Here is a 25241-nt window from a genome sequence, read left to right on the forward strand (position 1 = left end):
GCGGCGCGGCTCGCACCGGCCGCCTGAGCGCCGCGCGCGGTGCCGACCCGATGTCCGCACGGGGCCACGGCTCCCGATCCGCGCATCGCGCCACGATTTTGCCGCCGCCGTTTGCCTCATGAGTACGCCCGCCCCACCCCTGCGCCTGCGCGTGCTGCTCGTCACCGACACCGACAAGCCGATCGGCGAACTCGGCGACGCGCTCGCGCGCCTCGGCTACGAGATGCTCAACGACGTCGCGACGCCCGCCCGCCTGCCCGCCGCCGTCGAGGAGCAGCGCCCCGACGTCGTGATCATCGATACCGATTCGCCGTCGCGCGACACGCTCGAGCAACTGGCGGTGATGCACGCCACCGCGCCGCGCCCCGTGCTGATGTTCAGCCACGACGCCGACCAGGCGCTGATTCACGCGGCGGTCGGCGCGGGCGTCAGCGCGTATCTCGTCGAAGGGCTGTCGGCGGAGCGCCTCGCGCCGATCCTCGAAGTCGCGCTCGCGCGCTTCTCGCACGACGATGCGTTGCGCCGCCGGCTCGCCGACGTCGAGCGCGAACTCGCCGAACGCAAGCTGATCGACCGTGCGAAGCGCCTGCTGATGGACCAGCGCAGGCTGTCCGAGCACGACGCGTATGCGCTGCTGCGCAAGCGCGCGATGGATCACGGGCTGCGCATCGTCGACGTCGCGCGGCAACTGCTCGACGCGCCACCTCAATGACCGCCATGAACACTTCACCTCCCGCCGCGCCGGAACGCGCGCATCTTCGTCTCGGGTTCGTCGCGCTGAGCGACGCGGCCCCGCTGATCGTCGCGCAGCAGCTGAACCTCGGCGCGCGCCACGGCCTGACGCTGGAGCTGAGCCGCCAGCCGTCGTGGGCCGCCGTGCGCGACAAGCTGCTGACCGGCGAGCTCGACGCCGCGCACGCGCTGTACGGGCTCGTGTGCGGGCTGCAGCTCGGCATCGGCGGGCCGCAGGCCGACATGGCCGCGCTGATGGTGCTGAACCGCAACGGCCAGGCGATCACGTTCGCCCGCGGCCTCGCCGACGCGTACCGCGCAAGCGGCGACGTGCGCGCGGCGCTCGCGACGCTCGGCCGCAAGCCGCTGCTCGCGCAGACCTTCCCGACCGGCACGCATGCGATGTGGCTGAACTTCTGGCTCGCGTCGCACGGCGTCGACCCGCTGCGCGACGTGCGCAGCGTCGTGATCCCGCCGCCCGAGATGGTCGCGGCGCTCGCGAGCGGCGAGCTCGACGGCTTCTGCGCGGGCGAGCCGTGGCACGCGGTGGCCGAAGCATGCGGCGCGGGCCGGACCGTCGCCGTCACGAGCGAGATCTGGCCCGATCATCCGGAGAAGGTGCTCGCGACCCGGCGCGATTTCGTCGCGCTCTATCCGGCCACCGCGCGTGCGTTGATCCGCACGCTCGTCGATGCGTGCGCGTGGCTGGACGATGCCGCGCACCGTCGCGACGCGGCCGACTGGCTCGCGTCACCCGATGCGCTCGGCGTGCCGGCGCGGCTGATCGCGCCGCGCCTGCTCGGCGACTACGGCGCGGGACCGTTCGCGCAGCCGCCGCTGCCGATCCGCTTCCACGACGGCGGCGCCGTGAACCGGCCCGATCCGCGCGACGGCCAGTGGTTCCTGTCGCAATACCGGCGCTGGGGCATGCTCGACGGGGCGCACGACGACGCGGGGATCGCCGCGGCGATCGCGCAGACGGCGTTGTATGATGCTGCGGTCGCCGAAGGCGGTTCAGCGGGCAGGTGATTCCGATACGGGGGATGCCGGCACCACAGGGCCGCAGGGCCGACGCACCGCGCGATGCCGCGCCATGCGGAACGCCTGACGCGATGCGCCGGTCCGCACCGGCCCCGCGCCGCCCGGACGCTTTCGTGTCCGTGCCGCCACATCCGTCCCCGTCCAGAATCGATGCCGAAACGAACGCGCACGCCGCTCGACGTGCTGCTCACCGAAATCCGCGCGTGCCGCGCCTGCGAAGCCGACCTGCCGCTCGGGCCGCGCCCCGTCGTGCGCGCCCGGCGCGACGCCCGCATCCTGATCGTCGGGCAGGCGCCCGGCGCCCGCGTCCATGCGAGCGGGATCCCCTGGGACGATGCGAGCGGCAAGCGGCTGCGCGACTGGCTGGGCGTCGACGCCGACACCTTCTACGACGAGACGCGCTTCGCGATCGTGCCGATGGGCTTCTGCTACCCGGGCCGCGGCGCGAGCGGCGACAACCCGCCGCGCCCCGAATGCGCGCAGCTGTGGATCGACCGGCTGGTCGCCGAATTGCCGTCGATCCGGCTGACGCTGCTGATCGGCCAGTACGCGCAGCGGCATTTCCTGCGCGACACGCGCAAGGCGACGCTGACCGACACCGTGCAGGCGTGGCGCGACTATGGCGCCGACGTGCTGCCGCTGCCGCATCCGTCGCCGCGTAACCAGGCGTGGTTCAAGCACCACCCGTGGTTCGACGCCGAGGTCGTGCCCGAGCTGAGGCGGCGCGTCGCGCCGCTGATCGCCGGCTGACCGAAGCCGGCCGCAGCGCCGGCATGGACACTGCGCACGAATCGCGCCGCGACCGCCGACACGCGCCGATCGGCCGGTGCCTCCAGCCGCCTCGCAACCGACGAGGCCGGCACGCACTGCCGCCATCCGGGCGTTCATCCGGCCGCCTGATTTCCCTGTCGCCGCGCCGGGCGCGCGCCCCGCCATCCCGCGCGGCCGCCCATCCGGACCGCCTGCGCGGATCGACCGGCGGATTCCGGCCGCGCGCGGTTCGCTGTACCATCGCGGCTCAACCGCGTCACGAACAGCAGAATCCTTCATGCCCTCCACCGCCCCGCCGCGCCTGTACGGGATGCCCGAACGCAGCGACCGGCTCGATTTCTACATCCGCGACCAGGCGTCGCGCCAGGCGATCACCGAGCCGCACCGGCACGCGTACTTCCAGATCCAGTTCAACCTCGGCGGCGACACCGAGCAGCGGATCGGCGGCGTCACGCGGCCATTTCCGCGCGGCGCGCTCGCGTTCGTGCTGCCGCACCGCGAGCACCTGATTCCGCATCCGGAAGGCGCGCACTTCATCGTGATCAACTTCAGCCAGGCGTTCCTGCGCGCCGATCTCGACGTCGATCCGCTCGATCTCGAGGATGTCCCCGCGCACCGCGTTCCGGAGCTGACGCCGTTCCGCTTCCAGGAACATCTCGACTTCATCCTGACCGGCGACGCGTTCGACGAGGCGCGCCGCCTCGCGCTGTGCATGCTCGACACCGACCGCGTGCGCACCTTCGGCTCGACCACGTTGCTGCGCGGCTACCTGCTGCAGCTGATCGGGCTCGTCTGCACGCAGTACGCGGGCGCGCTCGACAAGCTCGCGCAGCGCGGCGCCCAGCGCGCGGGCCGGCGCGACGCGCTCGCGCGCGTGCTGCGCCACGTGCGTGCGAACCTGACCCGCGAGGACCTGACGCTCGCGGCCACCGCCGAGGCCGCGTTCCTGTCGCCGAACTACCTCGCGCACCTGGTGCGCAAGGAAACCGGCAGCACCTTCACCGATCTCGTGACCGAGCGCCGGATCGCGCTCGCGCAATCGCTGCTCGCGCATACGAGCCGGCGCATCGCGGACATCGCGCGCTCGGTCGGCTTCCGCGACGAAGGGTATTTCGCGCGGCGCTTCCGCGCACGGGTCGGCGTGTCGCCGAAGGCATACCGGGACGCGAACGCCGCGCTGCCGGACGTCGACGAAGCACCGGTGGCCGGCGACGCGTAGATTTGTCCGGTTAAAACGCAGTTGCGTCGCATCCGGGCGCGCATGCGTCGGGTATCGTTCCATGCATGCCGGCCCGCAATGTACTGCGCGGGTGGCGGCATCCGTCTTTCCATCGAACGAGGCCATCCGATGTCCGCATACGTCATCGACGCTTCCGAGCGTCCTTCCGTCGAAGTCGAACAATCGTCCGCGCGCTTTCCGGTGCGCCGCGTATTCTGCGTCGGCCGCAACTACGCCGACCATGCACGCGAAATGGGCGCCGATCCCGACCGCGAACCGCCGTTCTTCTTCTCGAAACCGGCCGACGCAATCGTCCCGGCCGGCGGCACCGTCCCGTATCCGCCGCTGACCGGCGACCTCCATCACGAAATCGAGCTGGTCGTCGCGATCGGCAAGGACGGCCGGTCGATCGACCCGGCCGATGCGCTGTCGCACGTGTGGGGCTACGGCGTCGGTGTCGACCTCACGCGCCGCGACCTGCAGGCCGAGGCAAAAAAGCTGAGCCGGCCGTGGGACTGGGCGAAGGGCTTCGACGCATCGGGCCCCGTGACCGCGCTGCGCGCGGCCACCGCCACCGGCCATCCCGCAAGCGGGCGGATCTGGCTCGCGGTCAACGGCGAAACGCGCCAGCAAGGCGATCTCGCCGACATGATCTGGGCCGTGCCGGACGTAATCGCGTACGTGTCGCGCTCGGTCGAGCTGAAGGCCGGGGATTTGATCTTCACCGGCACGCCGGCCGGCGTCGGCGCGCTGCAGCCGGGTGATCGCGTGACCGGAGGCGTCGATGGCGTGGCGTCGTTCGAGTTCGTGATGGGGGCGAAGCCGTAACGGTTGCGCCCGCATGAAGCCGGGCCGTCATGCCGGCCTTTGCCCCATGCTCGCCCCACGAATCGCCGTGGGGCGTTCCTGCATGCACATAAGGCGCACGACGGCAACGCCGTCAACGCCCTACCGCGCGCGCACCGACACGAACTTGCGCGCGTTGCCGCGCTGGATCAGCACGGCGATCACGCCGCCGCGCGCTTCGAGCGTCTGCACGTCGTCCGGCGTTTCGAGCAGCGTGTCGTTGAGTTCGAGCACGACGTCGCCCGGCCGGATGCCCGCGCTCGCGGCCGGCCCGTGCACCGCATCCACCATCATCCCGACCGCGAGCCCCGTCGAACGCCGTTCGGCGTCGCTCAGCGGATGCATCGTCAGCCCGAGCCGATCGCCGGTGTCAGCCGGCTGTGTGGCAGCCATCGCCACGCCGGCGGCACCGGCCGTGCCGACCGCGCCCGCGCCAGCCGTGCCCGCGCTGCCCGTCGCGGCCGCGTTATCGATCGCGTCGCCGGTCGCCGCCCCCGTGACCGTCAGCCTCATCGGCGTGCGGTTGCGGATCAGCCGCAGCGGCGCCTTCCCGCCGGGCGGCAACGCGGCGGCCAGCTCGTTCAGCTCGGCCGACTGGCCGATCGGCTTGCCGCCGAACTGCACGATCACGTCGCCGGGCTTCACGCCAGCCGCGGCTGCGGGCGAACCGGGATCGACGCCGTTGACGAGCGCGCCGGCCGGACGCGGCAGGCCGAACGCGGCGGCCAGCCCGGCGCCGACATCCTGCACGTCGACGCCCAGTGAGTTGCCGGACGACGCGCGCTGCGCCTGCGCATTGGCCCGCATCTGCGCCTGCACCTGCGCACGCACCTTGACGGCGAGCGCGATCGGAATCGCGAACGTCGTGCTCGCATAGCGGTCGGCGTCCGTATAGACCTGCACCGCAATGCCGATCACGTCGCCCGCGCGGTTGAACACGGGGCCGCCCGAGTTGTCGGGATTCACCGCGATGTCGGTCTGGAAGAACGGAAACGCGCTGCCGTCCGGCAGCGCATGCGACGTCGCGCTGACGATGCCGGCCGTGACCGTGTTGCCCGAGCCGTCCGGCGCGCCGATCGTCATCACCGGTTCGCCGGCACGCACCCGCGACGAATCGCCGAGTCGCACGACCGGCAGCTTCGTCGCGTCGACGTGCAGCACGGCGACGTCGCTCTGCGGATCGACGGTCACCACCGTCGCCTTCAACTCTCGATGATCGGCCAGTCGCACCGTCACGTCGGTCGCATCGGCCACGACATGCGCGGAAGTCAGGATCACCCCGTCGGCGCTGACGATGAAGCCCGAGCCGAGGCCCGCGATCGCGCGCGGCGACGTATCAGGCACCGGCGCCTGTGCGCCTTGCGCGGGCGGCAGCGGCGCGCCTCGGCGGAAGAACGCGGAAAGCGGATCGTCGGGATCGAGGTACACGAACGCCGGACCGCCTGCCTGCTGGTCGGTCGCCGCGGTCATGATGGTCACGACCGCCGGGCCGTAGCGGTCGACGATCGCCGAGAAGTCGACCGGCATCGAGTAAGGCCGCACCGCGGGCCTGTTCTTCATCACGGGTGGTGTGGCGGGCGGCGCGACGGTCCCGGCCACGGTTGGCGGCGGCGACAGGAAAAAGGCGAATGCGCCCCCGATCAACGCAGTGCGAAGCACGGCGCGAGCAAGCGTCTGGCGAACCACGGTGCACCTCCCCCGGCAGTCGCGGCGCCGTCATGCGCGAGACGCGCGGAGCCCGACAAGCACCGGTACACGACTCCATTTATAGTCCACGCCGCTCGGGAACATACGAATCGAAACCCGCATGCCGGCGGGTCGCGCAGCGCGCGGAACCGCGACAGCGCTCGTTCCGGGCAAAGTCGGCGGTTCGTCAATCGGAATATTCACCGCGGATGGCAGGCGATGCGCGCAGCCGCGCCGTGTCTCGCACCACCGTTCCGCGCTACCACGCCAACGCCAGAAAATTCCGCACCACCGCCGACGGATCATCGCGCCGCGACGCGATCGCCAGCCTCGCGCGCAGCCCGTTGCCCGCGACCGGCCGATACACGACACCCGCGACCTGTACCTGCGTGATCGCCTTCGGCACGATCGACACGCCGAGCCCGGCCGCGACGAGCGTCACCGCCGACGCGATTTGCGGCGCGGGCTGCGCCATGCGCGGCTGGAAGCCCGCGGCATTGCACGCGGCGACGATGTCGTCGAACAGCGCGCTGCCCGCTTCACGCGGCACCTGCACGAACGCCTCGTCGGCCAGCTCCGCCAGATCGATCCGACGCCGCTGCGCGAGCCGATGCGCGACCGGCATCGCGACGAACATCGGCTCCTCGTCCCAATCCGCTGCGCGCAACGCGTCCGCGATACGCCGCTCCGGACGCACGATCGCGACATCGAGCCGCCCGGCCTCCAGCGCCTCGAGCAGCACGCCCGAGGTCGCTTCCTGCAACGTCAGCTCCGTGTCCGGAAACGCTTCGCGAAAACGTCGAATCAGGCCGGCGACTTTCGAATTGAAGGCGGCCGTCCCGGTAAAACCGACGCGAAGCTGCCCGATTTCCCCGCGCGCGGCCCGTTTTGCCGCCCGTGCCGCGCGCTCCGCGTCGTCGAGCACGCGTCGCGCCTCTTCCGCGAACACCTCACCGGCCACGGTCAGCTCGGCGCCGCGTGCGGTCCGCTTGAACAGTTCCACGCCGAGTTCGCTCTCGAGCGCCTTGATCTGCTGGCTCAGCGGCGGCTGCCCCATGCCGAGCGTTTCCGCGGCCTTCGTGAAGTTCGACGTGGCGGCCACGGCCAGAAAGTATCGGAGATGCCGAAGTTCCATGCGCGATGTGATCTCGGGTGGACAAAAGCGGGACGCGGCCTTCAGGCCAGTCGTAAAACGTATCGCAACGGTTTCTTTCATATATTGGACATATGTATGAGCCTGCGCAAGAATTCTGGCATTCCCTAGCCCATCGGGTACAAGCCATGTCTTCTCGTGCGATTTCGCCCGCCGCGACTCGCGTTCCGAACCCCGCGCCCGATGCGCTGCCCGCCGGCGTGTCGCCGCGCTCGGCGGCCTACAAGCGAATTGCGCTGGCGCTCTTCCTGGCCGGCTTTTCCACCTTCTCGCTGCTGTACTGCGTCCAGCCGTTGCTGCCCGCGTTCGCGCGCGAATTCCATATCGGCGCGGCATCGAGCTCACTGTCCCTGTCGCTGTCGACGGGGATGCTGGCCGTCTCCATCCTGTGCGCCGGCGCGCTGTCCGAACGCGTCGGACGACGCGGGCTGATGTTCGCGTCGATGACGCTGGCCGCGCTGTTCAACGTGCTGGCGGCGGTTTCGCCGAACTGGAACCTGCTGCTGGTCTGGCGCGCGCTCGAAGGTTTCGCGCTCGGCGGCGTCCCGGCAGTGGCGATGGCCTATCTTGCCGAGGAAATCGCGTCCGACGGGCTCGGCCTGTCGATGGGGCTCTATGTCGGCGGCACCGCGTTCGGCGGCATGATCGGGCGGATCGGGATGAGCGCGCTCGAGGAATATTTCTCGTGGCGCACCGCGATGCTGACGATCGGCGTCGTCGATCTCGTCGCGGCGATCGCGTTCGTGATGCTGCTGCCGCGGTCGCGGCGCTTCGTGAAGCGAACCGACCTGACGCTGCGTCATCACCTGCGGCTATGGAACGCGCAACTGCATCACGCTCGCCTGCCGTTCGTGTTCGCGATCGGCTTTCTCGTGATGGGCGCGTTCGTCACCGTCTACAACTACGCCGGGTTCCGGCTGACGGCCGCGCCGTTCAACCTGAGCGCGACCGCATGCGGGCTGATCTTCGGCGCCTACCTGTTCGGGATGGTGTCGTCGTCGAGCGCGGGCGCCCTCGCCGATCGTCTCGGGCGTGCGCCCGTCCTCGTCAGCGGGATTCTCGTGTTCGCGGCCGGCCTCGCGCTGACGCTGTCGCATTCGCTCGTCGCGATCATCGTCGGGATCGTGCTGATCACGATCGGCTTCTTCGTCGCCCATGCGGTCGCGAGCGGCTGGGTCGGGCACCTTGCCGGATCCGCGAAGGGGCACGCCGCGTCGCTGTACCTGCTGGCCTATTACCTCGGGTCGAGCGTGCTGGGTTCGGTCGGCGGCACGTTCTGGCAACACGGTGCGTGGGGTGCCGTCGTCGCGTATGTCGCGGTGCTGCTCGCGCTGAGCCTGGCGGCGGCCCGGCGGATCATTCGCGCGGAACGCGCGCGATGAACGATGTCACGACGCGCTCCGGGCACAGGATGATTTGCTTCAACCCGCACGCGCATGAAAGTCCGCGATCGCCTTCCACATCAATACCGGATTCGAGTACATCGGAAAGTGCCCGCAATCCGGGATTTCGGACAGCACGACGCCGTGCGCCTCGAGCGCGCTCAAGTATGAAAGCGACGCGTTCTGCTCGCCGTACATGAACATTCTTGGAAACGGCAGGCCGAGGAACTTGCGCATCAGGTTGCCGTTGTCGGACAGTTCGACCATCGAGCGGAAAATCCCGCCGACGGCTTCGGCCCGCACCTTGTGACGCAGGCTCGTCGAATACAGCGCGCTCGCATAGGCCGGCGCGCGACGGATGCGGTCGATGAAATCGTCGAAGAACCGCTCGGCGCTGTCGCGCGGATGATCGACGATCTGCCGGCTCAGGAAACAATCCTCCGGCGCATATTTCCTTCGATGTCGACGAAGCTCAGCACGCGTTCCGGATGTCGGTGCGCGAGCAACAGCGCCGTCAATCCCCCCATCGAATGACCGACGAGGTGGAAACGCGCGAAACCGATTCGTTCGATCACGTTCAACGCCGTTTCGACGAGGAACGGGATCGAGATAGTCGACAGGTCCGCGCAGCGCGTTTCGCCGCAGCCCGGCGCGTCGTAGGCGACGAAAGGCCGGCCGTCGAATTCGCGATGGCGCACGATGTCCGCGTAATCCTCCTTGGTCGAGCCGAAGCCGTGCAGGAACACGACGGGCGCGAGGTCGCCGCCGCGATGAAGGGCCGATACATCCAGTTCGGTGCCATCGACGGCGAACGACAGCCGCGACTGGGAAAACTCATCACTCATCTGATCCAATCCCGGGTAAAGAGGGCGTGGCGCCCGCCCCGATGCGGCAGGGTCGACAGAAGCGCACCAGCAGCCGTCGGACGGACAACGACCGTCAGGCCGTCAACGTCCGGCAGAAATCCTGGATCGCCGTGCACGCGCGCAGCAACGCGTTGTCGTCGAGCGCATAAGCGATCCGGATATACGGGCCGAGTCCGAACGCGCTGCCGTGCACGGTGGCCACGCCGGCTTCGTCGAGCAACGCGTTCACGACGTCCTCGTCGCCTTCCAGTCGCACGCCCGCACGGGTCGTCTTGCCGATCAGCCCCGCGCACGACGCAAACGCATAGAACGCGCCCTGCGGGACGGCGCAGCACAAACCCGGCGCCAGGTTGAGTTGCTCGACGACCAGATCGCGTCGCCGCTCGAACGCGACGCTCGAATGCGCGATGAAATCCTGCGGCCCGGTCAGCGCGGCGAGCGCCGCGTGCTGCGAAATCGTCGACGCGCCCGACGTTTGTTGCCCCTGTAACTTCTCCATCGCATCGATCAGCCAGCGCGGCCCCGTACCGAAGCCGATGCGCCAGCCCGTCATCGCATACGCCTTCGACACGCCGTTCATCGTCAGCACGCGTTCGCGCAGCCGCGGCTCGACCTGCGCGATCGTGAAAAACTCGAGGCCGTCGAAAATCAGGTGCTCATAGATGTCGTCGGACAGCACCAGCACATGCGGATGTGCCAGCAGCACCTCGGCGAGCGCCTTCAGTTCCGCGCGGCTGTACACGGCACCGGTCGGATTCGACGGCGAATTCAGGATCAGCCATCGCGTGCGCGGCGTGATCGCCACCTGCAGCGCGTGCGGCGTGAGCTTGAAGCCGCTTTCCGCACCGCAAGCCACGGTGACGGATCTGCCGCCGCAAAGCTGCACGATTTCCGGATAGCTGACCCAGTACGGTGCCGGGACAATGACTTCGTCACCTTCGTTCAGCGTCGCGGCCAGCGCATTGAAGATCACCTGCTTGCCACCGCTGCAGACGAGCGTGTCGCGCCAATCCACGTCGAGGCCGTTCTCGCGCCGGAACTTGTCGGCAATTGCTTCACGCAGTGCGCGCAGCCCGGCCACCTGCGTGTAGCGTGTATGGCCCGCACGGACCGCGGCGATGCCGGCGTCACGCACGTGCTCCGGCGTATCGAAATCGGGCTCGCCGGCGCTCAGCGAAATCACCGCGGCACCGCTCGCGCGCCGGGCGGCCACGCGGTCCATGACCTTGTAGGTCGCCGACGGCCGTGCGGCGGCGAGGAAGCGGTTCAGCGTCTCGATCGGTGCGCTCATCGCGCGTTCCTCCAGTTCGTCAGCTCCAGCGTGCTGCGCCCTTCGCGCAACGCGTCCATCATCCTTGCCTCCTTCTCGGCGCGCGCCTGCCCCTGGACCACTGTCGCGTCGACGTGCGCAACCGGAATCACGAGCACGCCGTCGTCGTCGGCCACGACCAGATCGCCGGCCGCCACCGGCGTGCCCGCAAAGCTGATCGGCTGCCCGACCGACGGTGCGCTCGCCTTGATCGTGCCGCGCATCGACACGCCGCGCGTGAACACCGGGAAACGGCGGGCCACCAGCGCCGCGATGTCGCGCACGCCGCCATCGATGACCAGTCCGGCCACACCGGCCGCTTCGGCGGCCACCGTCAGCACTTCGCCCCAGTAGCCGGACACGAAGCCGCCAGTCGAGACGACCAGCACACTGCCGCGCGGCACCTGCTCCATCGCGATATGGATCGCCAGGTTGTCGCCCGGCGAGCATTCGAGCGGGTAGGCAGGACCGGCGACCGCCGCGCCGGGCCACACCGTGCGGATGGCCGGATCGACGGCGCTGGTGGACAGACCCGAGGCCTCGAACAGCGTGGACGTGCCGAGCGTGCGGGCCTGTTCCAGCAGCGCCGGCTCATAAGTGCGGGTTGTGTTCATCGCTCAGGCCTTGCTTTGCAGTGTGTGATAGCCGAGCGCCGCACGTGCGCCTCCGAGCGTCTTGCCCTGTGCGATCTGTTCACGGATGTGCGATTCGACTTCTTCGATCCGGCGCGCAACCTGTGCGACTTCGCGCGCACGGCCGCGCGGCACGATCACGACGCCGTTCGCATCCGCGACGACGATGTCGCGCGCCGCCACGCGCACGGTGCCGATCCCGACCGTCGCGTTCACCGACTCGACCTGCACACGATCCTTGCCGGTCCGCATGAAGCGCCCTGCGGTGAACAGCGGATAGTTGTCGCCCAGTGCCTTGTTCACGTCGCGGCACACGCCGTCGATCACGGTGCCCGCGATGCCGCGCAGCCCCGCGTACTGGGTCATGATGTCGCCCCACACGGTGCAGTCGGTGCGGCCGTCGTTGTCGATCACGACCACGTCGCCGGGTGCGACGTCGTCGATGAAGTCGCCGACGGTGCCGGGCGGCACGCTGGCCGGCACGTACTTCACCGTGAATGCGGGACCGGCGACGACCTTCGTGTAGTCGGCCAGCGGCATGATGCCGACCGCCTGCCCGTGCAGCCCGAGCTTGTCCAGTGCATCGGACACGCCGGGCGTGTCGAGCCCTTCGAACAGCGCGACCAGCTCCTGGTCTTCCGCCGCAGCCTTGTTGGGATTCGTCATATCAAATATTCCGGAAGAAGGATGAGTGCTCAGCGCACCGCGATGGCTTCGAATTCCTTGTCGTGCATCACGTCCGCGACCGGACGGCCCGCACGCACGGCGGCCACCATCCCGTCCTGCCGCTTCGCGATACGCTCGCCGAGATCGAGCACGTCCTCGATACACCTGGCCGGCACAAACACCGTGCCGCAGCGATCGGCGATCACGTAGTCATCCTGATGGACGGTCACGCCTGCCATCTGCACCGGTGTGCCGGAGTCGATCTGGATCATGCGGTTGCGCGCGCTGATCATCGTGACGCCGCGCCCGTACACCGGGTAACCGATCGATTCGCTGCCCTCGATGTCGCGGCTCGCCCCGTCGATCACCGAGCCGCGAATCCGTTTCGCGGTCGCCGCGTTGGCCAGGATGTCGCCCCAGCAGGAAATGCCGTCCGCGCCGCCGGCAATCACCAGCACGCGATCGTCCGTCGTGACGGCGTCGACGACGGGCGAAATGAGGTGCACCGTCGGCCTGGCATCCGTTTTCGGTCCGAGCTGAATCGTGCTGGCGCGCCCGACGATCTTCGGGCAATCCCACAATGGACGCAGGCCGACGGTCGCGCCGGGCATGCCGAGAAAGTCGAGTGCATCGGATACGGTGTTCGTGTCGAGTGACGCGAGGCGCTCGAGCAAGGAAGGCTGGTTCATCACGCTGATCCCCGTTGACAAAGTGCAACCATCGTCGCCTCGGCAGCATGACAAGTAAAATTCGCATTTCGTATCTGCGTGATACGATTTCCGGAATACGGGAAATGCAATCTCTCGCGTGGCCGGCGACGCATGATGTCGAGCGGTAGCACCCGCCCCGCGACGGTTTCCGCGCGATTTTATCCCTGGGCATACCCGACATGAGCAACACGATCGACTACCGGCTGATACGACAGCTCTGGATGTTTCTCGCCGTCGCCGAGGAGCAGCATTTCGGGCGGGCGGCGAAGCGGCTGAACATGTCGCAGCCGCCGTTGACCGAGCAGATCAAGGTGCTGGAACAGTCGCTCAGGATTCAGTTGTTCTACCGCTCGCGTCAGGGAACGCAACTGAGCCCCGCCGGCGCCGCGATCCTGCCGGCTGTCCGGCAATTCGCCGGCCAGGCGGAGCGGCTGCAGCGCGTCGTGCGCGAGGTTGCGGCCGGGCAGTCGGGCGTGCTGCATGTCGGCGCGATTACATCCGCGATGCTCGATACGGTGCCGCCGCTACTGGACACGCTCAAGCGCGCGCATCCGAACCTGACCGTGTTCGTCAACGAGATCGACAGCGTCGACGCAATTCCGGCGCTGGAGGCCGGCGAGCTCGATCTCGCCTTTGCGCGCGTCGATGGAGAGGTGGCGAACGGCATCGCGACGATGCCGCTGGCCGAGGACCGGCTGGCCGTGGCGCTGCCGAAGGACCATCCGCTGGCGGCGACGGCGAGGGTGCGGCTGCGCGCGTTGATGGACGAACCGCTGATCATGTCATCGCGGCAGGTCAGCCCCGTCTACTTCGACATGCTGACGTCCGTCTGCCGCACGCACGGGCTGACGCCGCGCGTGATTCACGAGGTACGTTCGGTGACGTCGCAAATCGCGTACGTCGGCTGCGGTCAGGGCGTGGCGCTGGTGCCTGCGTCGATGCGCAAGCTCGCGCCGGAAAATGTCGTCGTACGGCCGTTGAAGGAAAAGGTGATGGTCGTGACGGCGGCCGCTGTCTGGAATACGGGCCGGCATCATCCGATGGTCGATGAAGTGCTCGCCATGCTGAAAAAGTAGCGACGCGCGGCAATCGTGCCGCTTCCGGCTCCGCCTCGCTCGCGCGTCGTTTCACTCCCCCGCGACCCGATGCGCGATCGCCGACAACGTCCGCAGCATCGGCGCGAACGCATCGGCCGACGTATTGCCGAACCCGAGCACGAGCCCGTTGGCCGCCGGCGTCGCGTGGATCGAAAACCCCGACAGCGGAAACGGCCCGATCCCATGCTCGCGCGCCGCCTCGACGATCGCGGGGTCGCGATAACGCGCCGGCAACCGCAACGCGAGATGCAGCCCGCACGGCCCGCCCTCGACCTGATGCGGCACGGTGAACGCATCGTCCAGCGCGGCGAGCAGCAACCGCCGACGGTCGCGATACAACCGGCGCATCCGCCCCAGATGCCGCCCGTACTCCCCCGTCTCGATGAAATCGGCGAGCGCGAGCTGCACGTGACGTGTCCCGCCGCGCAGCATCTCCGGCAACGCCGGCCGCACCGCGGCCAGCAGCGCGTCGGGCAGCACGAGAAAACCGATCCGCAGCGCCGGAAACATCGTCTTGCTGAACGAGCCGAGATAGACGACCGGTGAATCGGCCGCGAGCCCGTGCAACGCGCCGATCGGCTCGCCGGTGTGACGGAACTCGCTGTCGTAGTCGTCCTCGATGATCCACGCGCGATGCCGGCGTGCGGCATCGATCAAAGCGAGCCGGCGCGAGATCGACAGCACCGCGCCGGTCGGGAACTGGTTCGACGGTGTCGTGTAGACGAGCCGCGGCGTGCGTTCGCGCCAGTCCGCGTCTTCCGCGCGCAGCCCCTCCGCGTCGACCGGCATCGGCACGACATCGAGATCGGCCGCCTGCATCGCGGTGCGCGCGCCGCGATAGCCGGGCTCCTCGACCCAGACCGTGTCGCCGGGATTCGTCAGCAACTGCGCGCACAGCGCGATCGCGCCCTGCGCGCCTTCGGTGATCACGATCTGCTCGGGATCGCAGCGCACGCCGCGCGTCACGGCCAGGTGGCGCGCGATCGACTCGCGCAGCGCGCGCTCGCCGAGCGGGTCGCCGTACGCGAGCAGGTCGCGGCCGGCGCGGCGCAGCGCGCGATCGATCACGTGCCGCCACGCATCGACCGGGAAATGCGACAGCGCGGGCACGCCCGGCCGGAAGCCTTCCGACTCGCCGGTGCCGATCAGGCTCGGACGGATCCGGCCGAGCCGCTGCGCGACGGCCGGCGGCGCGGCCCGCCGGCGCGGCGCCGCCGGCCGCGACAGGCCGACCACGCGCGTGCCGCGGCGATCGGATTGCAGGAAGCCTTCGGCGACGAGCTGCTCGTAGACGGCCGCCGTGGTGTTGCGCGACACGCCCAGCGTCTCGGCCAGCGCGCGCGTGCCGGGCAGCCGCGTGCCGGCCGGCATCGCGCCGCCGAGAATCGCGTCGCGCACGCGGCGCAGCAATTGCCGCTGCAGCGAAGGCGCACCGGCCGTGCGCGCGAGCGGCGCGTCGAGCGGCAACAGCGGTGCGTCGCCGGAAGGAAGGGCTGTCGTCATCGAGGTATCGCGGCGTGGAAGTGTCGGAGCATGGCGCGTCGATCGTGGCGCAACCACGGCATCGCCGCGGCATGATCGTGGCACCATAAATTTGCCGTTGTCTGGCGCTTCTCATGGTACCTCGCCGGGACTACGATCGTCTGCATGCCGGCATGTCGCCGGCCGCCAACCGAAGCGAGATCGACCTTGTCCACGCTCACCAACGACTTCCAGCAGCCCATCGGCCATCCCGTTCCCGACTGGTCCGCGCGCCCGCGCCCGGAGCGCATCGCGCTCGAAGGCCGCTACTGCCGCCTCGAACCGCTCGACGCCGAGCGCCATGCCGCCGACCTGTACGCCGCGTATGCGCAGGCGCCCGACGGCAGCGACTGGACCTATCTCGCACACGGGCCGTACACCGACGAGTCGAGCTACCGCGACTACGCGCGCGGCGCGGCGGCGAGCGCCGATCCGCTGCACTACACGGTGATCGACCGCGCGACGAACCGCGCGGTCGGCACGCTCGCGCTGATGCGCATCGATCCGGCCAACGGCGTGATCGAGGTCGGCTCCGTCACGTTCTCGCCGCTGCTCAAGCGCACGCCGATTTCGACCGAAGCGCAGTACCTGCTGATGAAATACGCGTTCGACACGCTCGGCTACCGGCGCTACGAATGGAAGTGCGACGACCGCAACGAGCCGTCGCGCAAGGCCGCCGCCCGCCTCGGCTTCCGTTACGAAGGCACGTTCCGGCAGGCGATCGTCTACAAGGGCCGCAATCGCGACACCGCCTGGTTCTCGATCGTCGACGGCGAATGGCCGGCCGTGCGCGCCGCGTTCGAAGCATGGCTCGCACCGGAGAACTTCGATGCGAAGGGTGCGCAGCGCGAGTCGCTCGTCGCGATCCGCCACGCGCAGGCGCGTGCGCGCGAAGCGGCCGGCCGTGCGAACGACGCGACGCGCGTCGCGGTCCGGCCGCTCGTCGCCGCCGACGAAGCCGCATGGCGCCCGCTGTGGCAAGGTTATCAGCAGTTCTACGAGACCGCGCTGAGCGATGCCGTGTTCGCGACGACGTGGACGCGGCTGATGGATCCCGCCGAACCGATGTTCGTGCTCGGCGCATTCGACGCGTCGGATACGCTGGTCGGCATCGTGCATGCGATCTACCACCGCTCGTGCTGGACCGAAGGGCCGTACTGCTACCTGCAGGACCTGTTCACGGCGGCCGACGCACGCGGACAAGGCGCCGGCGGCGCGCTGATCGAGGCCGTGTACGAGCGGGCGCGCGAAGCCGGTGCGAGCCGCGTGTACTGGCTCACGCACGAAACCAATACGACGGCGCGCGCGCTGTACGACAAGCTCGCGAACAACGCGGGGTTCATCCAGTACCGGAAGGATCTCAAGTAACGCGCGGGTGCAACCGGTCGCGCTCAGCCAAGGGCGTCGACCGGATCCGCCGCCTCGCCGCGGGCGGGCGCGACGTGACACCCGGCGCCGGCCGCGCCCGGCACCGACGCCGGGCGGATCATCTCGTCGCCGTTGACGGGCACCGGCCGCCGCACCGGCCGGTACACCGGCTCGCCCGGCGCGATCGCCTGGCCCGAGATCGCGCAGCGGCCCGCCTGCAACGCGACGCGCAAGCGCCAGCGCTGCTCGCCGTAATGGCAGCGCCCGCTTTCGCTCCAGCGCACCAGCAAGCCGTCGTCACCAGCCTCCAGGACCGTCACGAACAGTTGCGGCCGCAACGGTGAAACGCCCGGTGCGACCGGCTCCGGAACCGGCGCGCGAGCGGCGCTCGCCGACGGCCGGACCATCCCGGCCTCTGCCGGCGACGGCATCGCGCTCCGCTCGTCGGCCACCAGCATGTGGTACGACACGTATTCGCAGATCAGGCTTTCGATGAAGTTCGACGTGCTTGACGACATTCCGTGAAGATTGAAACGGGCCGGCGGCGCGGCGAGCGTGCCCGCGACGGACGATCCGGTCATGCTCCGCCACCGGTGACGCCGCCACGCACGGCACGCGATCGGACTGTCGCAGATGATACAAATTGAAGTTAACTTCAAGTAAAGAGGCAGCGTGCGCAATGATGCGTTTCACGGATCGGCACAATGGGCTGGCACGACGGCGGCGACGGCGAAGCCGATCGAGCCACGCGTCTCGCGTTTCGTCTCAAACGGCCGAGACGAATGTCTCGGCGTCTCACCCGAACCACGTCATCGCAGTTGCAGCAAATTCCGCGCGCGATTCACGCGACACCGCCTGATGCCGATGCAAGGCGCCCTGCTGCATCGCACACCGCCCGCGCGACTCGGCCGCCGCGCGACCGCCCATTCGAGCTGGCCCCGTTCCTGCATGTCGGTCGCTCGCGCAATCGCGCGACGGACGCCCCGGCTGCTTGCCGCGCGTCCGACGACAACCTGACGGAGACAGCAACGTGAGTACACCGGCAACGAACACCGCACCCAGCATGAAGGCCGCCGTCTGGCACGGCCGCAACGACATCCGCGTCGAAGAGGTTCCCGTTCCGGCGCATCCGCCGGCCGGCTGGGTCCAGATCCGCGTGCACTGGTGCGGCATCTGCGGCTCCGACCTGCACGAATACGTCGCCGGGCCCGTGTTCATCCCCGTCGACGCGCCGCACCCGCTGACGGGCCTGAAGGGCCAGTGCATCCTCGGCCACGAGTTCAGCGGCGAAATCGCGGCGCTCGGCGCGGGCGTGACGGGTTTCGCGGTCGGCGACCGCGTGACGGCCGACGCGTGCCAGCATTGCGGCACCTGCTGGTATTGCAGGCACGGGCTGTACAACATCTGCGAGAACCTCGCGTTCACCGGGCTGATGAACAACGGTGCATTCGCCGAATACGTGAACGTGCCGGCCGAGCTGCTGTACAAGCTCCCCGACCACTTCCCGACCGAGGCCGGCGCACTGATCGAACCGCTCGCCGTCGGGCTGCACGCGGTGAAGAAGGCCGGCAACATCGTCGGCCAGACCGTCGTCGTGGTCGGCGCCGGCACGATCGGCCTGTGCACGATCATGTGCGCGAAGGCCGCGGGCGCCGGGCGCGTGATCGCGCTGGAAATGTCGGCCGCGCGCAAGCAGAAGGCGCTGGAGGTCGGCGCAACGGTCGTGATCGACCCGAAGGCGTCGGACGCGATCGCGGAAGTCAAGGCGCTGACGGGCGGCTACGGCGCCGACATATCGTTCGAGTGCATCGGGCACACGGCCACCGCGCAGCTCGCGATCGACGTGATCCGCAAGGCCGGCAAGTCGGTGATGGTCGGCATCTTCGAGGAGCCGACATCGTTCAACTTCTTCGACATCGTGTCGACCGAGAAGGAAGTGATCGGCTCGCTCGCATATAACGGCGAATTCGCGGACGTGATCCGCTTCATCGCGGACGGCCGCATCGACGTGCAGCCGCTGATCACCGGGCGGATCACGCTCGGCGACATCGTCACGCACGGCTTCGAGGAACTGGTCAACCACAAGGACCGGAACGTGAAGATCATCGTCCAGCCCGCGACGGCCTGACGAACCCGTGACCGGGCGATAACCGGGCGATAACCGGGCGATGACCGCCGCGCGACCTCCGGACGCGGCGCCGGGCGGCCCCGCGGCGGCCCTGGCGCGGCCCGCCGTCCGGCCGGCGCGCGTTCCCGCCCGTGTCCGGTGCGCGCACAACGGCGCCGGACGAGGCGCGCGGGGTCGGACTTCGATATACTCGAAGCGACATCACCGCCCCGCGCGCCACCCGCGCGCCCGCTTCCGTGAAACCACGAGCCGGCCTGATCCTCGAACTCGTCGTCAACCTGCTGCTGCCCTGGGTCGCATACCGGGTCGCGCACCCGTATTTCGGGGAAACCGGCGCGCTGTACGCGTCCGCGATCCCGCCCATCGTCTGGTCCATCGTCGAATTCATCCGCTCGCGCCGCATCGACGCAGTGGCCGCCATCGTGCTGCTCGGCATCGCGCTGTCGATCGCCGGCATGGCGCTCGGCGGCAGCGCGCGCACGCTGCTGATGCGCGAATCGCTCGCGTCCGGCGCGATCGGCATCGTGTTCCTGCTGTCGTTGTTCCGCGATCGCCCGCTGATCTTCTACCTGACCCGCGCAACGGTCGCCCGCGAGATGGCCGGCGGCGCCGCGCGTTTCGAGACGGTGTGGGCCGAGCAGGCGGGGCTGCGCCAAATGCTCCGGCTGATGACCTTCGTGTGGGGCGCGTGCATGACGCTGGAGATGCTGCTGCGCCTGTGGATGGTCGTCACCTGGCCCGTCGAGCGCGTGCTCGTCGTGTCGCCGATCATGGGCTACACGGTCTTCGGCACGCTGCTGCTGTGGACCTTCTGGTACCGGCGGCGGATGCGCGAGCGCAACAGCGTCGACATCCCGACCCGCGACGGCGTCACCGAGATCGCCGGCCGCTGACCGCCCGCCCCGCGCGGCGGGCCCGGCGGCACGTCACGGTCGCTGGGGTATGATGCGCGGCGTCTCGTCCGACCCTGCATCGCCCCATGTCCCTCTCGCTTCTCCCGTGTGCCACCATCTGGCTCGCGCTGTTCGCTGCCGCCGCGTTCGCATGGCAGCGCCCGCTGCACGGCCTGAGCATCGCCCTTGCCGCGCTCGGCTATGCCGGCGCGCTGGCATTCGGCAAGCTCGAGCCGATCGTGCTCGCGCCGTTCGCGTTGCTCGCGGCCGCCGCCTGGGGCGTCGCGCCGGGCCGCCCAGTCGCGGTGCGGATCGTCGCGCACGTCGTGTTTGCCGCGCTCGCGATCGCACTGAGCCTGCACCTGATTCCCGGTTTCCACAATCCGCGCGTGATCGAGCCGACCCGGTTCACGCCGGATGCCGTGCCGTTCACGATGTACCTGAATTTCGACAAGCCGCTCGCCGGCCTGTGGCTGCTGTGGACGCTGCCGTGGGTGGCGCCTGACGTCCCGCCGGCGCGCGCGCTGCGCACGGGAGCCGTGGCCGGCGTCGCAACGGCGGCCGCCTGCCTGGCCGGCGCGCTCGCGTTCGGCATGGTCGGCTGGGCGCCGAAATGGCCGGCGTCGGGCTGGATGTGGCTCGTCAACAATGTGCTGCTCGTCACGCTCGCCGAGGAAGCGCTGTTCCGCGGCTATGTGCAAGGCGGGCTCACGCGCGTGCTCGGCCGGTTCGGCTGGGGGCCGTGGGCCGCGCTCGCGATCGGCGCCGTGCTGTTCGGCGCCGCGCATGCGGCCGGCGGCTGGCACTGGATCGTGCTCGGCACGGTGGCCGGCATCGGCTACGGCCTTGCATGGCGGCGTGGCGGGCTGCTCGCGTCCGCGCTCGCGCACGCGGGACTGAACGTGATTCACTTCGGGCTGTTCACCTACCCGATGCTCGCCGCCGCACGCTGAACGCCGCGTATGGCGGCGGCATCCCGCCGGTTTCGCCCGGCCGAGCTCAGTTGAAGCCGGCCACCGCGTGCGGCACGTACGGACCTTCGAGCGCCGCGATTTCGTCGTCCGTCAGCTTCAGCTGCAGTGCGCCGAGCGCATCGTCCAGATGATGCGGCTTCGAGATGCCGACGATCGGCGCGGTGACGCCGCGCTTGTGCGCGACCCATGCGAGCGCGACCTGCGCACGCGGCACGTTGCGCGCGGCGGCGATCGCCGCGACGGCCTCGACGACCGCGCGATCGGCATCGGCCGTCGCGTCATACATCCGCTGACCGACCTCGTCGCTCTGCTGCCGGCCGGACGACTCATCCCAGTTGCGCGTCAGCCGGCCGCGCGCGAGCGGGCTCCACGGAATCACCGCGATGCCTTCCGCCTCGCACAGCGGCAGCATTTCCCGTTCCTCTTCGCGATACAGCAGGTTCAGGTGGTTCTGCATGCTGACGAAGCGGGCCCAGCCGTTCTGCTTCGACGTATGCAGCGCCTTCGCGAACTGCCACGCGAACATCGACGACGCGCCGATGTAGCGCGCCTTGCCGGCCTTCACGACGTCGTGCAGCGCCTCGAGCGTCTCCTCGATCGGCGTGCCGTCATCCCAGCGGTGAATCTGGTACAGGTCGACGTAGTCGGTGCCGAGCCGCTTCAGGCTCTGGTCGATGTCGGTCATGATCGCCTTGCGCGACAGCCCCGCGCCGTTCGGCCCCGGCCGCATCCGGTAGAACACCTTGGTCGCGATCACGACGTCGTCGCGCTTCGCGAAGTCGCGCAGCGCGCGGCCGACGATCTCCTCGGACGTGCCGTCCGAATACATGTTCGCGGTATCGAAGAAATTGATGCCGGCCTCGATCGCACGCTGGATGATCGGGCGGCTTTCCGCTTCCGGCAAGGTCCACGGATGCGTGCCGCGCGACGGCTCGCCGAACGTCATGCAGCCCAGCACCAGCTTCGACACGTCCAGCCCGGTCGACCCGAATTTCACGTATTCCATCGCTCGCCTCGTCATTGAAGTGGGGTTGCGGCCGGATGCGCGCCGCGCCTCGGTGCACCGGGCACGAATGCCGGGGCGTGCATCCGCCGGACGTCGCATGGTATCCCGCAGCGCGCAAACGCGTATCGGTGCGCTGCCCGGCGGGGTCGAGCGGGCGAACGCGACCCGCAGCCCGAATGCAGGGCGCCGGGCCGGGTCATGCGCCGAAGGAGGAACGGGTTACTTGATCTGGTCGGCGATCGGCTGCAGGAATTCGGAGAATCCGGTCAGCATGATCTGCACACCGATGCACAGCAGCAGGAACGCCGACACGCGCTTCGCGACCTTGGTACCTTCGCTGCCGAGGTAGCGCGACAGCAGCGCGGAGCGGCTGTAGACCTGCCAGATCACGATCGCAACCAGTACGGAGACGGTAATCGACACGATGCTCGACAGCATGAACTCCGACAGCTTGTGCGTGCGGTTCGCGTTGAGCGCGATCGCGGTCGCGATCGAGCCGGGGCCAACGGTCAGCGGCATGGTCAACGGGAAGAACGCGCGGGTCATGATCGCGTTCGCATCGATCGGCTTGACCGGCGTATCGCCGCCGCCCGCCGGCCCGTCCGGCTCGTTCAGCATCTGCCAGCCCGCGACGGCGACCGCGAAGCCGCCGCCGATCCGCAGCGCTTCCATCGAGATCCCGAAGAAATGCAGCACCGGCGTGCCGGCGAAGAACGCGACCATCAGCACGATGAACGCGTTGAACGCCACCTTCTTCGCCAGCAGGTTCCGCTCGTGCTCGGTCAGCGCCTCGGTGCGCTCGAGAAACAGGAACGCGATGCCGATCGGATTGATGATGCCGATCAGGCCGGTGAAGCCGAACAGGATCTCGGAGATAAGGCGGTTGACGATCATCGGGCGAGGAAGCGGTCAGGGCTGGGCCGGCGGCGCGCCGGGGGTCACGCATTGTAGAGCAAGCGCCCGCGCCCGAGACGCAAATCGCGGCCCGGTCCCGGCCGGCCGCGCCACGGCCTTATTCGGCGCCCGGCTCCCACGCCGGCGGCCGCTTCGCGAAGAACGCGGCGAAGCCCTCCTTCGCTTCCGGCGTCGCGCGCACGCGGGAGATCGTCCGTGCGGTGAACGCCGCGCGTTCGTCCGACGGCGGATACTCGCCGATCGCGTCGAAAAAGCGCTTGATCTCCATCAGCGCGTGCGGGCCATTGCGGCTCAGCTCGGCGAGCGTCTTGTCGAGCGCTTCATCGAGTGCCTCGAGCGGCACGGCCTGGTGGATCAGCCCGATCGCGACGGCTTCGCCGGCCGCGAGCTGTGTCGCGGTCAGCGCGAGCCGGCGCGCCTGGCGCTGGCCGACCGCCTCGACCAGATACGGGCCGATCACCGACGGCAGGATCCCGAACCGGGCCTCGCTGACCGAAAAGCGCGCGTGATCGCTCGCGATCACGATGTCGCAGGCCGCGCACAGGCCGACGCCGCCGCCGAACGCGTGGCCCTGCACGCGGGCAACCGTCGGCTTCGGGCACTGCCGGATCGCACGCATCATCGCGGCGAACCGCTCGGCGTCGCGCAGGTTCGCGGCCGCGTCATTCGCGCTCGCGCGCTGCATCCACTGCAGGTCCGCGCCCGCGCAGAACGCGCGGCCGTCCGAGCGCAGCACGATCGCGCGCACGTCGTCGCGCGCGCCGAGCGCAGTGAACGCGTCGGTCAGCTCGGCGATCATCGTCTCGTCGAATGCGTTGAGCACGTCGCCGCGCTGCAGCGCGACGGTCGCGATGCCGCGCGTATCGACGGCGACGGCCAGGGTCTTCAATCCATCCATCGAACAGGTTTCCTCGGGGTAGAACAGGGAATGGCGAAACTCGGTGGCGAAGTTCAGGCGGCCTGCCGGCGGTCGATCACGCGCCGGGCCTTGCCGGTCGCGCTCGCGGGAATGCCGCCCGCGGCCAGCACGGTCACGCCGGCCGACACCCCGATCATCGTCTTGATCCGGTGCTGCAGCTCGCGCGCGATCGCCGCGCGCTCGCCGTCGGTCACGCACGCGGCGGCCTCGGAGCGCAGTTCGACCGCGAGGTCGAGCCGGTCCATGTGGCCGTCGCGCGAGATCGTGATCTGGAACTGCCCCGACAGCTTCGTCTGCGCGACGACGATTTCCTCGATCTGGCTCGGGAACACGTTCACACCGCGCACGATCAGCATGTCGTCCGAGCGGCCCGTGATCTTCGCGAGCCGGCGCATCGCGCGCGCGGTCGGCGGCAGCAGCGCGGTGAGGTCGCGCGTGCGGTAGCGGATCACCGGCATCGCCTCTTTCGTCAGCGACGTGAACACGAGCTCGCCCTCGCTGCCGTCCGGCAGCACTTCGCCGGTCGCGGGATCGATGATCTCCGGATAGAAGTGGTCTTCCCAGATCACCGGGCCGTCCTTCGTCTCGACGCATTCGCACGCGACGCCGGGGCCCATCACTTCCGACAGCCCGTAGATGTCGAGCGCGTCGATGCCCACGCGCGTCTCCACTTCCTCGCGCAGCGCCTGCGTCCACGGTTCCGCGCCGAAGATGCCGATCTTCAACGACGACTTGGCCGGGTCCATTCCCTGCCGCACCATCTCGTCGATCAGGTTCAGCATGTACGACGGCGTGACCAGGATGATCTTCGGCTCGAAATCGCGGATCAGCTGCACCTGCTTCTCGGTCTGCCCGCCCGACATCGGCACGACCATGCAGCCGAGCCGCTCCGCGCCGTAGTGAATCCCGAGGCCGCCCGTGAAGAGCCCATAGCCGAACGCGTTGTGCAGCGTGTCGCCGGGGCGGCCGCCGGCCGCGCGGATCGAACGCGCGGTCACGTTCGCCCACGTATCGATGTCGCGCGCCGTGTAACCGACCACCGTCGGCTTGCCGGTCGTGCCGCTCGACGCATGCACGCGCACGACCTGCTCGCGCGGCACCGCGAACAGCCCGAACGGATAGTTGTCGCGCAGGTCGTTCTTGGTCGAGAACGGGAATTTCGCGAGATCGGCGAGCGTCGTCAGGTCGTCCGGGTGCACGCCCGCCGCGTCGAACGTCCGGCGATAGTGCGGGACGTTGTCGTACGCGTGGCGCAACGACCACTTGAGGCGCTCGAGCTGCAGCGCCTGCAGTTCGTCGCGGCTGGCGGTCTCGATCGGATCGAGGGCGGCGGCGGGGTGCGTCGGGTGAGTCATCGGGGTGCTCCTCCAATGGAGTGATGTCGTTATCGTGATCGGGGTAATGGGG

Annotated in this window: 23 protein-coding genes and 1 pseudogene; 11 read left to right on the forward strand and 13 right to left on the reverse strand. The window is 69.3% G+C overall.

Annotation, left to right across the window (positions count from 1 at the left end):
• Positions 1-118: 118 nt before the first annotated feature.
• The 5 genes from DIE21_RS04180 to DIE21_RS04205 all read left to right on the forward strand — a co-directional run bounded on the left by DIE21_RS04180 (position 119) and on the right by DIE21_RS04205 (position 4591).
• On the forward strand, positions 119-712 hold the full coding sequence (locus DIE21_RS04180; RefSeq protein WP_124496304.1) for an ANTAR domain-containing response regulator: 594 nt from the start codon (positions 119-121) through the stop codon (positions 710-712).
• A gap of 5 nt (positions 713-717) precedes the next feature.
• Entirely contained in the window at positions 718-1761 is a 1044-nt protein-coding gene (locus tag DIE21_RS04185; RefSeq protein WP_124496306.1) for a CmpA/NrtA family ABC transporter substrate-binding protein, read from the forward strand.
• A 162-nt stretch (positions 1762-1923) separates the two neighbouring features.
• Entirely contained in the window at positions 1924-2523 is a 600-nt protein-coding gene (locus tag DIE21_RS04190) for a uracil-DNA glycosylase family protein (protein WP_124496308.1), read from the forward strand.
• A gap of 298 nt (positions 2524-2821) precedes the next feature.
• Positions 2822-3763 carry a helix-turn-helix domain-containing protein gene (locus tag DIE21_RS04200; RefSeq protein WP_124496310.1) on the forward strand — a complete coding sequence of 314 codons (942 nt, stop codon included), beginning with the start codon at positions 2822-2824 and terminating at the stop codon, positions 3761-3763.
• 129 nt (positions 3764-3892) lie between these two features.
• The gene (locus DIE21_RS04205) at positions 3893-4591 is read left to right on the forward strand and encodes a fumarylacetoacetate hydrolase family protein (RefSeq protein ID WP_124496312.1); all 699 of its coding nucleotides are present in this window, start codon (positions 3893-3895) and stop codon (positions 4589-4591) included.
• Positions 4592-4711: 120 nt separating this feature from the next.
• Here DIE21_RS04205 and DIE21_RS04210 read toward each other — a convergent pair whose 3' ends face one another.
• Both DIE21_RS04210 and DIE21_RS04215 read right to left on the reverse strand, forming a co-directional pair.
• The gene (locus tag DIE21_RS04210) at positions 4712-6295 is read right to left on the reverse strand and encodes a trypsin-like peptidase domain-containing protein (protein ID WP_124496314.1); all 1584 of its coding nucleotides are present in this window, start codon (positions 6293-6295) and stop codon (positions 4712-4714) included.
• 259 nt (positions 6296-6554) lie between these two features.
• Positions 6555-7430 (reverse strand): LysR family transcriptional regulator, encoded by an 876-nt coding sequence (locus DIE21_RS04215; protein WP_124496316.1) that lies wholly within the window; start codon positions 7428-7430, stop codon positions 6555-6557.
• 146 nt (positions 7431-7576) lie between these two features.
• On the opposite strand from DIE21_RS04215, the gene DIE21_RS04220 reads away from it, so the two are divergent.
• Positions 7577-8830 (forward strand): MFS transporter, encoded by a 1254-nt coding sequence (locus DIE21_RS04220; protein WP_124496318.1) that lies wholly within the window; start codon positions 7577-7579, stop codon positions 8828-8830.
• Positions 8831-8869: 39 nt separating this feature from the next.
• Here DIE21_RS04220 and DIE21_RS04225 read toward each other — a convergent pair.
• The 5 genes and pseudogenes from DIE21_RS04225 to DIE21_RS04245 form a co-directional block, all read right to left on the reverse strand.
• A pseudogene (locus DIE21_RS04225) lies at positions 8870-9675 on the reverse strand (alpha/beta fold hydrolase).
• Positions 9676-9769: 94 nt separating this feature from the next.
• A complete protein-coding gene (locus DIE21_RS04230) occupies positions 9770-10987 on the reverse strand; it encodes a pyridoxal phosphate-dependent aminotransferase (protein ID WP_124496320.1) in 1218 nt (405 codons plus the stop codon).
• Positions 10984-11619, reverse strand: coding sequence for an RraA family protein (locus DIE21_RS04235; RefSeq protein ID WP_124496322.1), 636 nt, complete (start codon positions 11617-11619; stop codon positions 10984-10986). Before DIE21_RS04235 ends, DIE21_RS04230 begins: the two co-directional genes overlap by 4 nt.
• Positions 11620-11622: 3 nt before the next feature.
• Positions 11623-12303, reverse strand: a complete 681-nt coding sequence (locus DIE21_RS04240; RefSeq protein ID WP_124496324.1) for an RraA family protein — start codon at positions 12301-12303, stop codon at positions 11623-11625.
• Between the two features lie 29 nt (positions 12304-12332).
• Complete coding sequence (locus DIE21_RS04245) at positions 12333-12992, reverse strand: RraA family protein (RefSeq protein ID WP_124496326.1); 660 nt, start codon at positions 12990-12992, stop codon at positions 12333-12335.
• Between the two features lie 200 nt (positions 12993-13192).
• On the opposite strand from DIE21_RS04245, the gene DIE21_RS04250 reads away from it, so the two are divergent.
• A complete protein-coding gene (locus tag DIE21_RS04250) occupies positions 13193-14089 on the forward strand; it encodes a LysR substrate-binding domain-containing protein (protein WP_124496328.1) in 897 nt (298 codons plus the stop codon).
• A gap of 51 nt (positions 14090-14140) precedes the next feature.
• Here the strand turns inward: DIE21_RS04250 and DIE21_RS04255 are convergent, their stop codons facing one another.
• Positions 14141-15613 carry a PLP-dependent aminotransferase family protein gene (locus DIE21_RS04255; RefSeq protein WP_124496330.1) on the reverse strand — a complete coding sequence of 491 codons (1473 nt, stop codon included), beginning with the start codon at positions 15611-15613 and terminating at the stop codon, positions 14141-14143.
• 186 nt (positions 15614-15799) lie between these two features.
• On the opposite strand from DIE21_RS04255, the gene DIE21_RS04260 reads away from it, so the two are divergent.
• Positions 15800-16999: a GNAT family N-acetyltransferase gene (locus DIE21_RS04260; RefSeq protein ID WP_124496332.1), complete on the forward strand. Its 1200-nt coding sequence runs from the start codon at positions 15800-15802 to the stop codon at positions 16997-16999.
• Positions 17000-17022: 23 nt separating this feature from the next.
• On the opposite strand, the gene DIE21_RS04265 is transcribed toward DIE21_RS04260, so the two are convergent.
• Positions 17023-17517 carry a DUF3331 domain-containing protein gene (locus DIE21_RS04265; RefSeq protein WP_124496455.1) on the reverse strand — a complete coding sequence of 165 codons (495 nt, stop codon included), beginning with the start codon at positions 17515-17517 and terminating at the stop codon, positions 17023-17025.
• 545 nt (positions 17518-18062) lie between these two features.
• Between DIE21_RS04265 and DIE21_RS04270 the strand changes: the two genes are divergently transcribed.
• The 3 genes from DIE21_RS04270 to DIE21_RS04280 all read left to right on the forward strand — a co-directional run bounded on the left by DIE21_RS04270 (position 18063) and on the right by DIE21_RS04280 (position 20973).
• Positions 18063-19127, forward strand: coding sequence for a 2,3-butanediol dehydrogenase (locus DIE21_RS04270; RefSeq protein WP_124496457.1), 1065 nt, complete (start codon positions 18063-18065; stop codon positions 19125-19127).
• A 236-nt stretch (positions 19128-19363) separates the two neighbouring features.
• The gene (locus tag DIE21_RS04275; RefSeq protein WP_124496334.1) at positions 19364-20020 is read left to right on the forward strand and encodes a VC0807 family protein; all 657 of its coding nucleotides are present in this window, start codon (positions 19364-19366) and stop codon (positions 20018-20020) included.
• Positions 20021-20106: 86 nt separating this feature from the next.
• Positions 20107-20973: a CPBP family intramembrane glutamic endopeptidase gene (locus DIE21_RS04280; RefSeq protein ID WP_124496335.1), complete on the forward strand. Its 867-nt coding sequence runs from the start codon at positions 20107-20109 to the stop codon at positions 20971-20973.
• A gap of 46 nt (positions 20974-21019) precedes the next feature.
• On the opposite strand, the gene DIE21_RS04285 is transcribed toward DIE21_RS04280, so the two are convergent.
• The 4 genes from DIE21_RS04285 to paaK all read right to left on the reverse strand — a co-directional run bounded on the left by DIE21_RS04285 (position 21020) and on the right by paaK (position 25189).
• On the reverse strand, positions 21020-22000 hold the full coding sequence (locus DIE21_RS04285) for an aldo/keto reductase (protein WP_124496337.1): 981 nt from the start codon (positions 21998-22000) through the stop codon (positions 21020-21022).
• Between the two features lie 219 nt (positions 22001-22219).
• Entirely contained in the window at positions 22220-22894 is a 675-nt protein-coding gene (locus DIE21_RS04290) for a MarC family protein (protein ID WP_124496339.1), read from the reverse strand.
• Positions 22895-23012: 118 nt separating this feature from the next.
• On the reverse strand, positions 23013-23813 hold the full coding sequence (locus tag DIE21_RS04295) for an enoyl-CoA hydratase-related protein (protein WP_124496341.1): 801 nt from the start codon (positions 23811-23813) through the stop codon (positions 23013-23015).
• 53 nt (positions 23814-23866) lie between these two features.
• Positions 23867-25189 carry a phenylacetate--CoA ligase PaaK gene (gene paaK / locus DIE21_RS04300; RefSeq protein WP_124496343.1) on the reverse strand — a complete coding sequence of 441 codons (1323 nt, stop codon included), beginning with the start codon at positions 25187-25189 and terminating at the stop codon, positions 23867-23869.
• Between the last annotated feature and the right edge of the window lie 52 nt (positions 25190-25241).

The sequence above is a fragment of the Burkholderia sp. Bp9140 genome, assembly GCF_003853425.1.
Lineage (GTDB): Bacteria > Pseudomonadota > Gammaproteobacteria > Burkholderiales > Burkholderiaceae > Burkholderia.

Bases quoted from the DNA above. Each gene is read 5' to 3' on its own strand.
- DIE21_RS04180 (WP_124496304.1), top strand. From the start codon at position 119: ATGAGTACGCCCGCCCCACCCCTGCGCCTGCGCGTGCTGCTCGTCACC.
- DIE21_RS04185 (WP_124496306.1), top strand. From the start codon at position 718: ATGAACACTTCACCTCCCGCCGCGCCGGAACGCGCGCATCTTCGTCTC.
- DIE21_RS04190 (WP_124496308.1), top strand. From the start codon at position 1,924: ATGCCGAAACGAACGCGCACGCCGCTCGACGTGCTGCTCACCGAAATC.
- DIE21_RS04200 (WP_124496310.1), top strand. From the start codon at position 2,822: ATGCCCTCCACCGCCCCGCCGCGCCTGTACGGGATGCCCGAACGCAGC.
- DIE21_RS04205 (WP_124496312.1), top strand. From the start codon at position 3,893: ATGTCCGCATACGTCATCGACGCTTCCGAGCGTCCTTCCGTCGAAGTC.
- DIE21_RS04215 (WP_124496316.1), bottom strand. From the start codon at position 7,430: ATGGAACTTCGGCATCTCCGATACTTTCTGGCCGTGGCCGCCACGTCG.
- DIE21_RS04220 (WP_124496318.1), top strand. From the start codon at position 7,577: ATGTCTTCTCGTGCGATTTCGCCCGCCGCGACTCGCGTTCCGAACCCC.
- DIE21_RS04230 (WP_124496320.1), bottom strand. From the start codon at position 10,987: ATGAGCGCACCGATCGAGACGCTGAACCGCTTCCTCGCCGCCGCACGG.
- DIE21_RS04235 (WP_124496322.1), bottom strand. From the start codon at position 11,619: ATGAACACAACCCGCACTTATGAGCCGGCGCTGCTGGAACAGGCCCGC.
- DIE21_RS04240 (WP_124496324.1), bottom strand. From the start codon at position 12,303: ATGACGAATCCCAACAAGGCTGCGGCGGAAGACCAGGAGCTGGTCGCG.
- DIE21_RS04245 (WP_124496326.1), bottom strand. From the start codon at position 12,992: ATGAACCAGCCTTCCTTGCTCGAGCGCCTCGCGTCACTCGACACGAAC.
- DIE21_RS04250 (WP_124496328.1), top strand. From the start codon at position 13,193: ATGAGCAACACGATCGACTACCGGCTGATACGACAGCTCTGGATGTTT.
- DIE21_RS04255 (WP_124496330.1), bottom strand. From the start codon at position 15,613: ATGACGACAGCCCTTCCTTCCGGCGACGCACCGCTGTTGCCGCTCGAC.
- DIE21_RS04265 (WP_124496455.1), bottom strand. From the start codon at position 17,517: ATGTCGTCAAGCACGTCGAACTTCATCGAAAGCCTGATCTGCGAATAC.
- DIE21_RS04270 (WP_124496457.1), top strand. From the start codon at position 18,063: ATGAAGGCCGCCGTCTGGCACGGCCGCAACGACATCCGCGTCGAAGAG.
- DIE21_RS04280 (WP_124496335.1), top strand. From the start codon at position 20,107: ATGTCCCTCTCGCTTCTCCCGTGTGCCACCATCTGGCTCGCGCTGTTC.
- DIE21_RS04285 (WP_124496337.1), bottom strand. From the start codon at position 22,000: ATGGAATACGTGAAATTCGGGTCGACCGGGCTGGACGTGTCGAAGCTG.
- DIE21_RS04290 (WP_124496339.1), bottom strand. From the start codon at position 22,894: ATGATCGTCAACCGCCTTATCTCCGAGATCCTGTTCGGCTTCACCGGC.
- DIE21_RS04295 (WP_124496341.1), bottom strand. From the start codon at position 23,813: ATGGATGGATTGAAGACCCTGGCCGTCGCCGTCGATACGCGCGGCATC.
- paaK (WP_124496343.1), bottom strand. From the start codon at position 25,189: ATGACTCACCCGACGCACCCCGCCGCCGCCCTCGATCCGATCGAGACC.